Genomic DNA, 13889 nt, shown 5'->3' with positions numbered 1-13889 from the left:
ACCAGGTACGACAAGCTCGCCGTCCGCTACCTGGCCACCATCCACATCGCCGTGATCAACCAATGGCTCCGAAACGAGTGAAGGCAGGCCACCAGGCCCGCCCTCATCACTTCGACACAGGGCCTAGCCGCACCGCAGGATCGAGCGCGGTCAAGTCGTCCGGGTCGGAAGTGACGACACGATCGGCCCGCAGGGTGCGCGCGGTCACGATCACGTGAGCGTCCACGACGTCGGCGGTGCTGGTCGCGGCGAGCACAGCGCCGACAGCGACGGCGGCGGGCTCATCGAGCGCGGCGACGATCACCGTCTCGGTTTTCAGCAACCGCCGAATCGGATGCTGACGGGGATCGTTGCGCCATGCCTGCGCCAGCACCGTTGCGGGAACGACGATTCGCGTTTTCCGGCGGGCGGCTTCCTCGAGCAGTCCGATAGCGCGCGGCTTGCCTTTCTCGAGTCCGATCAAAGCGCCGGTGTCGAGCACGATCACGCGGCACCGCCGAGAGCGTCGGTCCGCTCGGCGTCGATCTCATCGAACACGCCGGCGGCCCATTCGCGATCGGCACCGGTGACGCCTGCCTCGGCCGCGAGTTCGGCGAGGATTTCGGAGGCTGCGGCCCAATCGGGTTCGCGGCGGGCGAGATCAGCGAACCACGCGGACACCGACGACGCGTTGCCGGACTCGACAGCGCGGGCGGCCTTGTCGGCGATCTCGTCAGGGATGCTGATCGTGATCTTCTTCATAAGGCCAGTCTACCAGGGCGGTATTACCGAGTCATACCGTCTTCCCGGCCGTTGCGCGCCGCCGGGAATCTCAGAGCTCGGGTAGGTCCGCCGACCGGGCGATGTTCCGCATCGCCGCTGCTTGGTCCGTGGAGTGGATGGCGTCCCGGCATGTCCGGATCTGTGGGATACGCGTCCTTGCAGACACGGATAGATGGCTCGAGACTGGGCTCATGGAGGCAAGTGGTGACGTCGTGGTCGCGGTGTCGGACGGTGTGCTGATGCTCGACGTCGCCGGGCCGGTGCAGGTGCTGCACTGGGCAGGACACCGGATCCGGTTCGCGTCGCCGGATGGTGCGCCGGTGCGCACGGATGTGGGTGTGCCGCTGGGCGTCGACGGTGCGCTCAGCGAATTCGGCGGAGCGATCGAGACGCTGTTGGTGCCGGGATATGCGCCGGAGGATCGTGTTCCGGACGCGCTGGTGGACGCGGTGCGCGCGGTCGGCGACAGGGCTCGCCGGGTGGCGTCCGTGTGCACCGGGGCGTTGGTGCTCGCGGAAGCGGGACTGCTCGACGGTCGGCGCGCCACCACCCATTGGATGGCGTGTGCTGATATGGCCCAGCGGTTTCCGAGCGTCCGGGTCGACGCCGACGCCATCTACGTGCGGGACGGGCCGATCATCACGTCGGCGGGCGTCACCGCCGGTATCGACATGGCGCTGGCGCTCGTCGAAGAGCAGCACGGTGCCGAACTGGCGCGCAACCTGGCCAAGCACCTCGTCGTATTCCTGCACCGGCCCGGCGGGCAGTCGCAGTTCAGCGTCCGCACCAGCATTCCGACTCCGAGCACCGGCGGCGTGCGCCAGGTAGTGGACGCGGTGGTCGCCGATCTGTGCGCGGACCACAGCCTGGCGGCGATGGCGGCCCGCGCCGCGTTGAGCGAGCGCCACCTGAGCCGGCTGTTCCAACAGGAAATCGGTATGACGCCGGGGCGCTACGTCAAACAGGCCCGGGTGGAGGCCGCGCAGGCGCTGCTCGAATCCGGTGACGCGCCGATGGCGGTGGTGGCCCGCCGCTGCGGGTTCGGCTCCGAGGAGACGATGCGCCGTACCTTCGCCGAATTGCTCGGCACGTCGCCGAGCGACTACCGCAGGCGCTTCCGCGCGCCCGCGCGCTGATCGCATCATTACTCACAAGGGAGTCGACCATGTCGATATCACGCCGTGCCGCCATGGGCGCGGGTATTGCCGCAAGCGCATTCGCTGTCGCTGCGAAAACGGCCCCGGCACAATCACTCTCGCTGAGCTTTCCAACCACCGCGTTGGCGGGCAAGGTCGGCGAACTGGTCACCACCCAGCTTTCCCCGCTTCTGCGCAACCACAGTGTGCGTGGCTTCCTCTTCGGACGCGCCCTCGCCGAACAGCAGGGCATCCGGCCCGGTGCCGACTATGACGAGGAGACGATGTATCTCATCTGCGCGCTGCACGACATCGGCTTGGCCGACATCGCCAATGGCGACCAGAAATTCGAGATCGACGGTGCCGACTATGCCGCGCGATTTCTCGAGGACAACGGCGTCACCGATGCCAGGGTGGATACGATCTGGGACGCGATCGCCGCGCACACCGCGGGATTCACCGATTCGCCCGTCTGGCGCCGCCGCCGACCGCCGGAAACCTGGATTGTGGCAGCCGCGCGCTCGGCGACGCCCTCGAAGCGCAAGCCTTGGCGAAGCCGCAGAAAGCGCCGCCGGGAAGCTTGGCCGGTGTGATCCTGCAGCAACGCCACCCCGAGCTGCCGCCATTGACCTGGGAGGGGATCTTGGCGCAGAGCAGCTGGGGCGACTGAGCGCGTCGTGCCTGTCCGAATGCCGGATGAACGCTCCTGTGCGACAACGCTGTCGCGGTGGGCGTCCGCAGAACGCCCACCGGTGCCGGTTCAGCCGTTGGCCGCTGCCGCCTCCGCCGCGTTGAGTTCCGCCTTCCACTCCCGGAAGCCTTCCTCGGTGCGGCCGCGGCGCCAGTAGCCGGAGATCGACGCCGCCCACTCGGCGGGCACGCCGCGCTCCTTGCGCACGTAGCGGCGCAGGTCCTGCATGACCGCCTTGGCCTCGCCGTGGATGAACACCTGGACCTGACCCGGTGCCCACGAGGCTTGGCGGACGGTCTCGGCGAGCAGCTCGCCCGGCGGGCGGACGCCGCGGTGCAGCCAGGTCAGCTCGATGCCGTCCGGCTTCTTCAGCGGCAGCTCGTCGTCCGGACCGGCGACTTCGACGAATGCGAGCCCGGTCGCGTCACCCGGCATCGCCTCGAGCGCGGCGGCGATCGCGGGCAGCGCCGCCTCGTCACCGGCCAGCAGGTGCCAGTCGGCGTCCGGGCGGGGCGAGTACGCGCCGCCGGGACCGTACAGGTCGATCGTTTCGCCCGGCTGAACCGCGGCCGCCCAGGGCCCCGCGATTCCCTCCGCGCCGTGGAAGACGAAGTCCACGGCGATCTCCCCGGCGACCGGGTCCACCGAGCGGACGGTGTAGGTGCGCAACACCTCCATCCCGTCGCGCGGGAAGATGAACTTCACATACGAGTCGGTGCACTCGCTGGACCGGAACGCGGCGAAGCCGGGGCCGCCGAGAAACACCCGGATCAGATGCGGGGTCAGCCACTCGGTGCGTTGCACGGTGAGGGTGGTGCGAGGACGGGCCAAGAGAACCTCCGGTACAAGAATAATTAGGGTTGCCTTACTTACCCTACCTGGCGTTCGGCTCGAGCTGCGGCAACCGCTGACGGCGTGCCGCGGTATGCCATGCCCCGCTCGCTTACGCGGCGACCTTCTCCTTGACCAATTCGAACGAACGGACGCGGTCGTCGATGTCGTAGACCAGCGTGTTGATCATCAGCTCGTCGGCCTCGGTGCGCCGCAGCAGGTCGGTGAGCTGAGCGCGAACCGTCTCCGGCGAGCCGAGCAGTTGCCCGGCCCGGCGCTGCTCGATGAACGCGCGCTCGTGCTCCGACGGTTCGAACGCGGCGGCCTCCTCCGGCGTAGCCAGAGCCCGCGGTGTGCCGCGGATCAGATTCAGGAAAGCCAGGTCGCGGGGCCGGGCCAGGGTGTCGGCGCGCTCGTCGGTATCGGCGCAGATGGCGGCGACCGCCACCATCGCGTGCGGGCGCGGCAGCCGTTCCGAGGGCCGGAAATGCTCGCGATACAGCGCCAGCGCGGGCTCGGTGTTGTCCGGGGCGATGTGGTGGGCGAAGGCGAACGGCAGGCCCAGCACCGCGGCGACCTGCGCGCTGTAGCCGCTGGAGCCGAGCAGCCAGATCTCCGGCTCCTCGCCGCGGCCCGGCGTCGCGGCGATGCCACCGGGATCGGCGCCGCGGAAGTAGCCGAGCAGCGCGGCCAGTTCCTGGGGGAACGACTCCGCCGACAAGCCGTTCTCGGTCCGCCGCAGCGCGCGTGCGGTCGCCTGGTCGGTCCCCGGCGCGCGTCCGATGCCCAGGTCGACGCGTCCCGGATGCAGCGCGTGCAGGGTGCCGAACTGCTCGGCGACCACCAAGGGAGCGTGGTTGGGCAGCATCACCCCGCCGGAACCGACCCGGATGGTCGAGGTGGCGGCCGCCAGGTGGGCGAGCAGCACGCTCGGCGCGGAGCTGGCGATGCCGGGCATGTTGTGGTGTTCGGCGACCCAGAACCGGTGATAGCCCAAAGCCTCGGTGCGCCGGGCCAATTCGGTGGTCGCGTCGAGCCCCTCGCCGACGGTGCGGCCGGACTGCACCGGCGCGAGATCCAGTACGGACAACGGGACGTCGATCATGGGTCTCCTCCACAGTGCCGATCCCCAGTGCCAACGCCCGGCGCGTCCGGGGTATTTCGCGGCCGCCTCACCCGCGGGCGATCGCGCGGAACACCTCGACGGTCTCCTGCTCGTCCTGCGTGGTCCCGTGATCGCTGAGCTTGACGATGACGGTGCCGCTGGGCGGGTCGACGTAGACGTACTGTCCGTAGACCCCGACGGCGGTGAGGTCCGCGCCGTCCCCACCGGTCGGATGCCACCACTGCGCGGCATAAGGCCAGTCGCCGACCCGGTGCGGGGCCGGGGTGCGGATGCGCTCGATCCACGCGGGCGGCACGATCTGCGCGTCGCCCGCGCGTCCGCCGTCCAGCACCAGCTGGCCGATCTTGGCGAAATCTCGGGCCGTCGCGTTCAGGCAGCAGAACGCTTTCTCTTCGCCGCCCGCGCGGTCGAGGTTCCACAGCGCGTCGTCCTGGGCGCCGATCGGTCCCCAGATGTCGCGCTGCAACACCTCGCCCAGCGGCATCCTCTCGACCTTCGCCACCGCCATGCCGAGCAGTTGGGTGTCCACGCTGCGGTATTCCCCCGCACTGCCGGGATCGAATCGCAGGCGGCGGTGCTCGCGGACGAATCCGGCCAAGTCCTCGGTGAGGTACATGCGGGCGGTGCCGGTCAGCGGCAGGTATTTGTTGTAGTTCTCCCCGACGTCGACGCCGGAGGCCATGTCCAGCAGGTCGCGGATGGTGACGCGGTCGTAGGGGCCGCCGGTGACCAGCTGGGGGAGGATGTCCACCAGGCGATCGTCTTCGCGGAGCTTCCCGGCGTCGATGGCCCGGCCCGTGAGCAGCGACACGATGGATTTCGCCACCGACCAGGAGGACTGGCGTGTGGCCGCCGTGACGCCGTCGCGATACCACTCGTGGGTCACGGCGCCGCCGCGCAGGACCAGGAACGAATTGGTGTGCGTGTTGCGGAGGAAGTCGGCGACCGAGACTTGCGAGCTCTGCCACGGAACCCGGTCCGGTAGTGGTCGCGTCGCGATGGGTAGCGGACGCGGGGTGGCGGAGGCGGCCACCGTCCGGCTCTCGAACAGCGCGCCTTGGGTGGAGGGCCGGTCGACCATGAGGTCCAGCAATGTCGGCGGCGCCGGGATGCGCAGGACATTCGTCGTCGCGAACACCGCGCCGACCAGGACGGCGACGACCACGATCAGGGCAAGGGCCGCGCGGAGGGCATAGCGACGCAGTCGCGGCCGCCGCGTTGGTTGTTCAGTCATGACAGGTGCTCATCGGTATCGACCCGATCATGGCATGTGGAATGTCCGATCCGGTAGAAATCCGTTCGTGGAGGTGTTCGAGCAGATCGGCATTCCCGGCGCGGCGGGCATCGTCAACTTCGTGCTGCTCACCGCGGCGCTGTCGTCGTGCAACTCGGGCATCAACTCGACCGGCCGCATGCTGCGCACCCTGTCGCTGCACGGCGAGGCGCCCGCCCGGCTGAGCAAATTGAACCCGAACGCGGTGCCCTATGTCGGCATCACCGCGTCGGCGGCGGCGATGGTGATCGGCGCGATCGTCAACGCCATCTCCCCGGACAAGGCGTTCGCCTACATCACCTCGGTGTCGACGATCGGCATCGTCTTCGTCTGGGGTGTCATCCTGGTGTGCCACCTGCTCTACCGTGCCAAGGTCGCCCGCGGTGAGCTGCCCGCGAGCGACTACCGGCTGCCCGCCGCGCCCTACACCACGGTGCTGGCGCTGGCGTTCCTCTGTGTGGTGGTCGTGCTGCTGCTGTTCACCGAGAGCGGGCGCACCGCTATCGCCGTCGGCGTCGTGTGGGCGGTGCTGGTGTCGGGCGGCTATCTTGCGCTCGGCAAGCTCGGCAAGTCCATCGCGACAAGGGACTCCGTGGTGCGCTGAACAGCGCTACAGCGTGAGGAACAGCGCGGTGGCGCCGATCGCTTCCACCGCGAAGTAGAACCAATTGGGGTAGAAGGCCGCCCGCTCGTCGAGCAGAGCGGAAAAGATCCGGCCCATGGCCATGCCCGCGAGGGCGGCGCCGACGGCGACCATGATGCCGGTGCGCAGTGATCCGAGATCCAGCGCGGCCACTGCGAGCACGGCCGCCATCGCGACGCCGAAGCCGCCGTAGACCGCGCGCACTTCATAGCGTGCCGGTGGTTCGGTGAGCTGGACACCGAACGGGCGGATCAGCGCGGCAGGCGCACCGAGCGCGTAGCCGCCCATTCCCAGAAAGCACACCCCGATGATCGCGCAGACGGCTATCGCCACTGTTTCCTCCAAGTCCGGTTCGGTCAGGAAGCCCAGCATGCTTCGGAGGGTATCGGGCGAACTTCCGAAAACCGGCTAACTTCGCGCGTCAGTCGCTCGACGAGCGGCGCGGCATCATGGCCGACGCGAGCACCATCACCACCGCCATCGCCGCGATCGTGCCGAAAACCAGGTGCACCGCCGAGGCGAGCGCCGCGGGCTCCGGGTGATCGGTATGACCTACCCGGGCGTTGACGAGCGCCCCGAACACCGCCACGCCCACCGCGCTGCCGATCGAGCGGGCGAACATATTGGCGGAGGTGACCACGCCGCGCTCGGTCCATTCGGCGCTGGTCTGCGCGGCGATCAACGTAGGAGTGGCGACCAGGCCCATGCCGGTGCCGATCACGAAACAGGACGCGGCGACCTGCCACAGCGTCGAGCTCGGCGTGATCAGCAGCGTGCTGGTTGCTCCGAGCGCGGCCAATCCGCTACCGATCAGCGCGCTCGCACGAAAGCCCACGCGCAAGTACACCTTCCCGGCCTGGGAGGCGGCCAGCGGCCAGCCGAGGGTCAGCGCGCCCACAGTGAGCCCCGCGACAAGCGCGCCGGTGCCGAGCACGCCCTGGGTGAAAGTCGGGACGTAGGAGGTCAATCCGATCAACACGGCTCCGATCAGCACGGACACCAAGCTGCTGGCGATCACCACGCGGCGGGTGAACACCCACAGCGGCAGGATCGGATTCTCCGCGCCGCGCTCCACCAGCCCGAACAGCACGAGCACGACCGCGCCGCCGGCGAAGATCCCGATGCTGGCCGGAGAGGACCAGGCCCACGCCTGACCGCCCTCGAGCAGCCCGAGGATCAGCGCACCCGCGCCGAGGGTGAGCAGGGCCGCGCCGAGGTAGTCGACGCGTTGCGTGCGCCGCGGCGCGCTTTCGGTGAAGTTGCGCAGCAGCATCCAGCAGGCGAGCGCGGAAAGCGGAAGGTTGATCAGGAAGATCCAACGCCAGCTGACGTATTCGGCGAACAGGCCGCCCAGCAGCGGACCCACCACGCTCGACATGGCCCACACGCTGGCCAGATAGCCCTGCACCCTGGCGCGCTCGGAGAGCGTGTACAGGTCACCGGCAATGGTCATCGTCATCGGTTGGATCGCCCCGGCGCCGATGCCCTGCACCGCGCGGAACACGATCAGACCGAGCATGCTGGTCGCCACCCCGCACAGCAGCGAACCCAGAGCGAACATCGCGATCCCGAACAGGATCACCGGCTTACGGCCGACGGTGTCGGCGAGCTTGCCGTAGATCGGCACCGTCACCGCTTGCGCCAGCAGATAGACCGAGAACAGCCAGGGGAACTGCGCGAAACCACCGAGACTGTCGGTGATGGTCAGTACCGCCGTGGCGATGACCGTCGAATCGAGCGCGACCAGCCCGGTCGCCAGCATCAGCGAACCGAGGATGGCGCCGCGTTCGGAGCGGAGCCCGACCGACGCAGGCACAGTCTCGGTCGCCACCGCGGCCCCTCTCGTTCGCCTATCTAATCACCTCCGACGACCGTATCCGCTCTTCAGTTATTCCCGCATGGAATTTTCTTGCCGCGGCAGGGAGGGCGGGCTGCTCACCGAGGCGGCGTTTCGGTGAGCAGCCCGGTCGGTGCACCGGCGCCGCCGTATCCCGCAGTCGGCCGGTGCCCCGGTCACTGCGGCTGGTCGGCCCCGGTTGGTGGCGGATGCGCGTCGAGGAAGGCCACTTCCTCGTCGGTGAGCAACCGCGAGCGGATCAGGAAACGCACGCCTTCGGGCGCCTCCAGGGAGAACCCGCTGCCGCGCCCCGGCACCACGTCGACGGTGAGGTGGGTATGGCGCCAGTACTCGAACTGATCCCCGCTCATCCAGAACGGCGTATCCGAATCGAGCTGCCCCAGCAGGACGTCCGCCGCCCCGACCCGGAACTCGCCGCGCGGGTAGCACATCGGTGAGCTGCCGTCGCAGCAGCCGCCGGACTGATGGAACATGACCGGGCCGTGCTGCTGGATCAGCCTGTGCAGCAGCGCTTCCGCGGGCTCGGTGAGCTCGACGCGCTGGACCGGATCGGGCATCAGAAGAATCCGAGCTTGTCCGGGGAGTAGCTGACCAGCAGATTCTTCGTCTGCTGGTAATGGTCGAGCATCATGCGGTGGTTCTCGCGTCCGATGCCGGACTTCTTGTAGCCGCCGAAGGCCGCGTGCGCGGGATAGGCGTGATAGCAGTTGGTCCAGACCCGGCCCGCCTTGATCTGCCTGCCGAGCCGGTAGGCGGCGTTGATGTCGCGGGTCCACACCCCGGCGCCGAGACCGTAGAGGGTGTCGTTGGCGAGCTTCAGCGCCTCATCGGCGGAGTCGAACGTGGTCACCGACACGACCGGCCCGAAGATCTCCTCCTGGAAGATCCGCATGTCGTTGCGGCCGGAGAAAATCGTCGGCTCCACGTAGTAGCCGCCGGGGTACCCCTCGACCTTGCGCGGACCGCCGCCGGTGAGCACCTGCGCGCCTTCGCGACGCCCGATGTCGATGTAGGACAGGATCTTCTCGTACTGGTCGTTGCTGGCCTGCGCGCCGATCATGGTGGTCTCGTCCAGCGGGTCGCCGCCCTTGATCGCCTTCGTCCGCTCCAGGCACCGGGCGATGAACTCGTCGTAGATCGAGGAGTGGATCAGCGCGCGGGACGGGCACGTGCACACCTCGCCCTGATTGAGCGCGAACATCACGAATCCCTCGATGGCCTTGTCCAGGAAGGCGTCGTCGGCGGCCATGACGTCGGGCAGGAAGATGTTGGGGCTCTTGCCGCCCAGTTCGAGCGTGACGGGGATGATGTTCTCGCTGGCGTATTGCATGATCAGCCTGCCGGTGGTGGTCTCACCGGTGAAGGCGACCTTGGCCACCCGCGGGCTGGCGGCCAGTGGTTTGCCCGCCTCGACGCCGAAGCCGTTGACCACGTTCACCACTCCTGGCGGCAGCAGATCGGCGATCAACTCGACCACCTTCAGGATCGAAGCCGGGGTCTGCTCGGCGGGCTTGAGCACCACCGCGTTGCCCGCGGCCAGTGCCGGCGCGAGCTTCCAGGCGGCCATCAGGATCGGGAAGTTCCACGGAATGATCTGCCCGACCACTCCGAGCGGTTCGTGGAAGTGGTAGGCGATGGTGTCGGCGTCGACCTCGCTGATACCGCCCTCCTGAGAGCGGACGGCTCCGGCGAAGTACCGGAAGTGATCGACCGCCAAGGGCAGGTCGGCGGCCAGCGTTTCGCGGACCGGCTTGCCGTTCTCCCAGGTCTCGGCGACCGCGAGCGCCTCGAGGTTGTCCTCGATCCGGTCGGCGATCTTGTTCAGGATGTTCGCGCGCTCGGTGGCCGACGTGGCACCCCACGCGTCGGCCGCCTGGTGCGCGGCGTCCAACGCCAGGTCGATGTCGGCGGCCGACGACCGCGCCACCGCACAGAACGTCTGTCCGTCCACCGGGGAGGGATTCTCGAAGTAGCGGCCCTCGACGGGAGCGGTCCATTCGCCGCCGATGAAGTTCTCGTAGCGCGTGGCGAATTCGACGACGCTGCCCTCGGTTCCCGGCTTTGCGTAACTCATGGCGGGTGACTCCTCGCTGGTTGCGGACGTGAAGTGCACGGCGGTCCGGCCGTGATGCAGGTCACTATGCCGCGCGGGGGTTGAGGAAACATTGAGGCGCACGAGTGCGGCCCGACGGTGGCGTGCGGACGGCTACCGAGTGACTACCGGGCAGCCAGGCCGCCGAATACCGGGGGACCGCGACGCGTTCGCCGACGAGCGCGCGGTCGCGGCGGCGTCGTCGAGCCCGCTGTCGCACCCGGCGACCGTCGCGAGCGGCAGCAGGACCGCCGCGGCGAGCGCGGTCCGGGTCTCAGTCGTGCAGCGCGCTGTGCAGCCGGGCCGCGGCGAGCGCGCGGCGACCGTCACCGGCGGGCAACAGGCGCAACGCGTGTTCGTGCACTTCGATGTCGTGGGGCGCGTGCTCGCCGTAGCGCAGCGCGTGCTCGGCGCTCACGCTGGACAGCACCGCGGTGCGCACGCCGACCTCCAGGTACTCCCGCCAGCGCACGATCCCCGGAGTATCCGAGTCGGGCAGCAGCGGCCCGCGATACAACTCGACGGCCGTGGCGGTGTCGCCCGCTTCCAGCGCCGCGAGCACGTCCACCGCGTCGCAGGGCAGCGGGCTCACCAGCTGATAGACCCGGCTGGTGATGTCACCGCCGGTCGCGCGCCGCAGATAGGACATCTCGGACTTGAGGGTGCTCGCGCCGACCGGCCGATCGCCGTACACCGCGAAGTGCAGCCGCTCATGCGTATAACCCTCCGGCTCGAGCGCCAACAGCGCCAGGATCTCCAGGTGCCTGGGGCGCAACCGCACAGGTGCGCCGTCGCGGGTCAGGCGGCCGGTGCCGAGGCAGGTCAGCCGGACGCCCGGCGTTGCCATGCGGTGGTGCAGCTTGGTCTCGATGGCGCTGACCAGGGTGCGTGCCGTGGCCATGGCGAGCGGGTGGGCTCGATCCCAGGTCGTGGACAGGTCGAGCACGCCGAGCTGATGGCCGTCCGCGCCGCGGATCGGCGCGCAATAGCAGACCCATCCGTGCAGGGCAGCCACCAAATGCTCAGCGGAGAACACGGTGTGGGGCCGTTCGGTGCGCAGCGCCAACGACAATGCGTTCGTGCCCATGTGCGCCTCGTCCCATCGCCCGCCCGGCGCGAAGTTCACCTGCTCGGCGCGGCGGCGCATCACCGGGCCGCCGTGCGACCACAGAATGGTGCCGCTCTCGTCGGTGATCGCGGCGACGTAGCCCGCGTCCTCGGTGACGCCGCGCAGCTGGTCGGTCAGCTCGGATACCGGTGTGCGCAGCGGGGACCGGGCCCAGCGGGCGGCCACGTCGGCTTCGTCATGCGGAGCGTGGTCACACGCGGGATCGACGGTGCGCAGCGATCGCAGCCAGGATTGCGCGACCTCGCTGCGCAGCGCGGAGTCACCCTGCGGTGTCCCGGCGGGTACCCATCGGGACCACTCTTGTTCCAGTGCAGCGCGTTGCTGCGCGAGGGAACGGCGCTGTGCCATCTCGCGATCCTGTGTCGTCGCTCCGATCGTCTCCGTGCTCTCTCATCATGCCCCAGTGAGCGCTGCGGGCATCCCGTTTTGCGCGGGGATATGGAGTCGGTGGGCGGCAGCGGAGATCGCTGTGGGTGCGATGGCGCAGGGGCACCGACCTCGTCGCGTGAGTCATCACGTCTGCGGCGTGGAATCGTCCTCGGCAAACCGTCCGGTGCTGGAGTTCGGTGCCTGGTGGCCAACCCTGTACTTTTCGCGCTGCTCGCGAGATGAGCGGTGTCGACGCAGCTTCTGCGGCGGGTACTCGGTGTGCGGTCGCAGGATCGGCGGCCGCACACCGAACCAGCGGATTACGGTGTGGAGAAGCCGATCAGCGCACCGATGCCCGCTCCGATCGGAATGGTGACCAGCGCGCCGACGCCGCCGAGGAAGAAGCCGATCACGGCGCCGATTCCCGCGCCGATGAGGGCGCCCACCCCCGCGTTGTGCTGCTTGCGCGCGAGCGTTTCCTGCTCGTTGACGAACTGGTTGAGCCGATCGGTCGCCGCGGGAGCGCCGACCGGCGTCACCGTGAGGGTGCGGCCGGCGTCGGTGATCGTGGGCGCCAGTCCGTACGTCGCGCCGGAGGACTGGAAAGCCAGCGGAAGGGTCGTGATGACCTGCCCCGCGCCGTCACGGAGTTCGACGGCTCTGGCGTCGGCGGTCAATGCGAAGCTGCCCGCCTCGACGGTGGTGACCACCGCGCTGCCGTCAGGGGCAGGCGCCGAGGTGAATCCGACCCCCTGCTCGACACCGTGCACGCTGACCTGCGCGGGCGCGGCGGGTTGGGCGTTCGCGACACCCGTCGCTATTCCGGTGGCTCCGACCGCGAGCAGGGCGGTGGCGGCGAATCTGTTGACTCTCATCGTATTTCCCCACATAGTCGTGTCGGCCACGAGTGCCGACGAATCCCCGAAGTGCCGGTTCTCGGCCCTACCCATTCTGGCCGCACGGCTTTGCCGAAGCAATCGTTCTGCGAATTTCACTGAAAAATAGCCACATCGCTTCATCGGGCGCAGCGCGCGAATTATGGACGGGCAGTGGGTGTTTCGCCCGGGATATTTCGATGGATTGCCGAATGTCTGCTGAATCGGCCGATATGGCAGATAATTCGATCGCTGGATCGACGAATTTCTTCGAAAATTCCAGGCGTCGGCACACAGTGCGGGGCGGGCGCGCGGGTCGTGCTGCCTCGATGCTGCTGCGGGATCGCTGTGGTGTGCGGGGGAGCCGCCACGGGGTAGCAAGTTCGGATCGCTCGGGCGGACTCCTTGGGTGAAAGCACAATTCGAGGACGCCGTCGTGTTGCGGATTTCCGTCTCACCGGACGGTCGCGTCGGACGTGCGGGGATCGCGTTGGCGGCGGGGCCGACCATCGAGAGTCGAGTGCGTTCGGCTACAGGCGATTCCGGCTCCGCGACGGGAGCGTCCGGGGAAGGCGGCTGCCCGAAGCGCATGCCGCGGAGCCGGAATCGCCTGACGTACTGCGACTGGTGCTCAGAACGCGCTTCCGGTGCCGAGCAGCGGCACGAAGATCCCGGGCCACATGCCGAACGGGCTACCCCAGAAACCATATGGGTTGCCCCAGTATCCGTAGCCGCCATAGCCGCCCCATCCGTGGCGTCCCCACCCGCCGTGGTGATGCCACCCGCGTCCGTGGATTTCTTCGGCCTGATTCGTCTGCGCGACGGTCGGCTGCTGCGCCAGCGCGGGTGCCGCGGTGGCGGCGGCCGGCGTCAGTGCGAGCGCGGCGACCATTGCCACGCGGACAGCCGTTCGCCGTGCGCGTCCGGCCTTGTGGTCGTGCATCATTCGGTACTTCCTCACTTCGGTAGGTAGTCGTCCGGCCGGTGACCCAGTTGCCTCCACCGAACCTGATCTCGCCATTGAATATCGTACCGCCATATAACGGCACGTTCAATGTGGTGCGAACGTGCGAGAATTCCCGGCTCGTCGGCGCTCGTGCCGGG

At 68.7% G+C, this 13889-nt stretch carries 14 protein-coding genes and 1 pseudogene; 3 read left to right on the top strand and 12 right to left on the bottom strand.

What is annotated here, in order from left to right; all coding sequences use genetic code 11:
- Positions 1-106: 106 nt before the first annotated feature.
- On the bottom strand, positions 107-487 hold the full coding sequence (locus IU459_RS26910; protein ID WP_195132362.1) for a PIN domain-containing protein: 381 nt from the start codon (positions 485-487) through the stop codon (positions 107-109).
- Positions 484-741, bottom strand: coding sequence for a hypothetical protein (locus tag IU459_RS26905; protein WP_195132361.1), 258 nt, complete (start codon positions 739-741; stop codon positions 484-486). Before IU459_RS26905 ends, IU459_RS26910 begins: the two co-directional genes overlap by 4 nt.
- Before the next feature lie 212 nt (positions 742-953).
- Between IU459_RS26905 and IU459_RS26900 the strand changes: the two genes are divergently transcribed.
- Positions 954-1898, top strand: coding sequence for a GlxA family transcriptional regulator (locus tag IU459_RS26900; protein ID WP_195132360.1), 945 nt, complete (start codon positions 954-956; stop codon positions 1896-1898).
- Positions 1899-1951: 53 nt separating this feature from the next.
- Entirely contained in the window at positions 1952-2491 is a 540-nt protein-coding gene (locus IU459_RS26895) for an HD domain-containing protein (protein WP_228838569.1), read from the top strand.
- A gap of 167 nt (positions 2492-2658) precedes the next feature.
- On the opposite strand, the gene IU459_RS26890 is transcribed toward IU459_RS26895, so the two are convergent.
- From IU459_RS26890 to IU459_RS26880, 3 genes are all read right to left on the bottom strand, one after another.
- Entirely contained in the window at positions 2659-3420 is a 762-nt protein-coding gene (locus IU459_RS26890; RefSeq protein WP_195132359.1) for a siderophore-interacting protein, read from the bottom strand.
- Between the two features lie 112 nt (positions 3421-3532).
- Entirely contained in the window at positions 3533-4525 is a 993-nt protein-coding gene (locus IU459_RS26885) for an LLM class flavin-dependent oxidoreductase (RefSeq protein ID WP_195132358.1), read from the bottom strand.
- Positions 4526-4592: 67 nt separating this feature from the next.
- Entirely contained in the window at positions 4593-5780 is a 1188-nt protein-coding gene (locus tag IU459_RS26880; protein WP_195132357.1) for a serine hydrolase domain-containing protein, read from the bottom strand.
- A 31-nt stretch (positions 5781-5811) separates the two neighbouring features.
- Here IU459_RS26880 and IU459_RS26875 point away from each other — a divergent pair.
- Positions 5812-6423 (top strand): annotated as a pseudogene (locus IU459_RS26875) (amino acid permease); the annotation flags it as partial.
- Between the two features lie 6 nt (positions 6424-6429).
- On the opposite strand, the gene IU459_RS26870 reads toward IU459_RS26875, so the two are convergent.
- The 7 genes from IU459_RS26870 to IU459_RS26840 all read right to left on the bottom strand — a co-directional run bounded on the left by IU459_RS26870 (position 6430) and on the right by IU459_RS26840 (position 13731).
- Positions 6430-6834: a DUF4345 family protein gene (locus IU459_RS26870; protein WP_195132356.1), complete on the bottom strand. Its 405-nt coding sequence runs from the start codon at positions 6832-6834 to the stop codon at positions 6430-6432.
- Positions 6835-6883: 49 nt separating this feature from the next.
- Positions 6884-8293 carry an MDR family MFS transporter gene (locus IU459_RS26865; protein ID WP_195132355.1) on the bottom strand — a complete coding sequence of 470 codons (1410 nt, stop codon included), beginning with the start codon at positions 8291-8293 and terminating at the stop codon, positions 6884-6886.
- Between the two features lie 182 nt (positions 8294-8475).
- A complete protein-coding gene (locus IU459_RS26860) occupies positions 8476-8877 on the bottom strand; it encodes a DUF779 domain-containing protein (protein ID WP_195132354.1) in 402 nt (133 codons plus the stop codon).
- Positions 8877-10394 carry an acetaldehyde dehydrogenase ExaC gene (gene exaC, locus IU459_RS26855; protein WP_195132353.1) on the bottom strand — a complete coding sequence of 506 codons (1518 nt, stop codon included), beginning with the start codon at positions 10392-10394 and terminating at the stop codon, positions 8877-8879. Before exaC ends, IU459_RS26860 begins: the two co-directional genes overlap by 1 nt.
- A gap of 292 nt (positions 10395-10686) precedes the next feature.
- Complete coding sequence (locus tag IU459_RS26850; protein WP_195132352.1) at positions 10687-11889, bottom strand: transcriptional regulator; 1203 nt, start codon at positions 11887-11889, stop codon at positions 10687-10689.
- Between the two features lie 341 nt (positions 11890-12230).
- Entirely contained in the window at positions 12231-12785 is a 555-nt protein-coding gene (locus IU459_RS26845) for a hypothetical protein (protein WP_195132351.1), read from the bottom strand.
- 631 nt (positions 12786-13416) lie between these two features.
- Entirely contained in the window at positions 13417-13731 is a 315-nt protein-coding gene (locus IU459_RS26840) for a hypothetical protein (RefSeq protein WP_228838568.1), read from the bottom strand.
- Positions 13732-13889: the final 158 nt, after the last annotated feature.

This window comes from Nocardia amamiensis, from assembly GCF_015477605.1.
GTDB lineage: Bacteria > Actinomycetota > Actinomycetes > Mycobacteriales > Mycobacteriaceae > Nocardia > Nocardia amamiensis_A.
This window is presented reverse-complemented; position numbering and strand designations above follow the sequence as displayed.

What these genes read in the sequence shown, in the direction of transcription:
- IU459_RS26905 (WP_195132361.1), bottom strand. Translation starts at nt 741, where the DNA reads ATGAAGAAGATCACGATCAGCATCCCTGACGAGATCGCCGACAAGGCC.
- IU459_RS26900 (WP_195132360.1), top strand. Translation starts at nt 954, where the DNA reads ATGGAGGCAAGTGGTGACGTCGTGGTCGCGGTGTCGGACGGTGTGCTG.
- IU459_RS26895 (WP_228838569.1), top strand. Translation starts at nt 1,952, where the DNA reads ATGGGCGCGGGTATTGCCGCAAGCGCATTCGCTGTCGCTGCGAAAACG.
- IU459_RS26885 (WP_195132358.1), bottom strand. Translation starts at nt 4,525, where the DNA reads ATGATCGACGTCCCGTTGTCCGTACTGGATCTCGCGCCGGTGCAGTCC.
- IU459_RS26880 (WP_195132357.1), bottom strand. Translation starts at nt 5,780, where the DNA reads ATGACTGAACAACCAACGCGGCGGCCGCGACTGCGTCGCTATGCCCTC.
- IU459_RS26870 (WP_195132356.1), bottom strand. Translation starts at nt 6,834, where the DNA reads ATGCTGGGCTTCCTGACCGAACCGGACTTGGAGGAAACAGTGGCGATA.
- IU459_RS26860 (WP_195132354.1), bottom strand. Translation starts at nt 8,877, where the DNA reads ATGCCCGATCCGGTCCAGCGCGTCGAGCTCACCGAGCCCGCGGAAGCG.
- exaC (WP_195132353.1), bottom strand. Translation starts at nt 10,394, where the DNA reads ATGAGTTACGCAAAGCCGGGAACCGAGGGCAGCGTCGTCGAATTCGCC.
- IU459_RS26850 (WP_195132352.1), bottom strand. Translation starts at nt 11,889, where the DNA reads ATGGCACAGCGCCGTTCCCTCGCGCAGCAACGCGCTGCACTGGAACAA.
- IU459_RS26845 (WP_195132351.1), bottom strand. Translation starts at nt 12,785, where the DNA reads ATGAGAGTCAACAGATTCGCCGCCACCGCCCTGCTCGCGGTCGGAGCC.
- IU459_RS26840 (WP_228838568.1), bottom strand. Translation starts at nt 13,731, where the DNA reads ATGATGCACGACCACAAGGCCGGACGCGCACGGCGAACGGCTGTCCGC.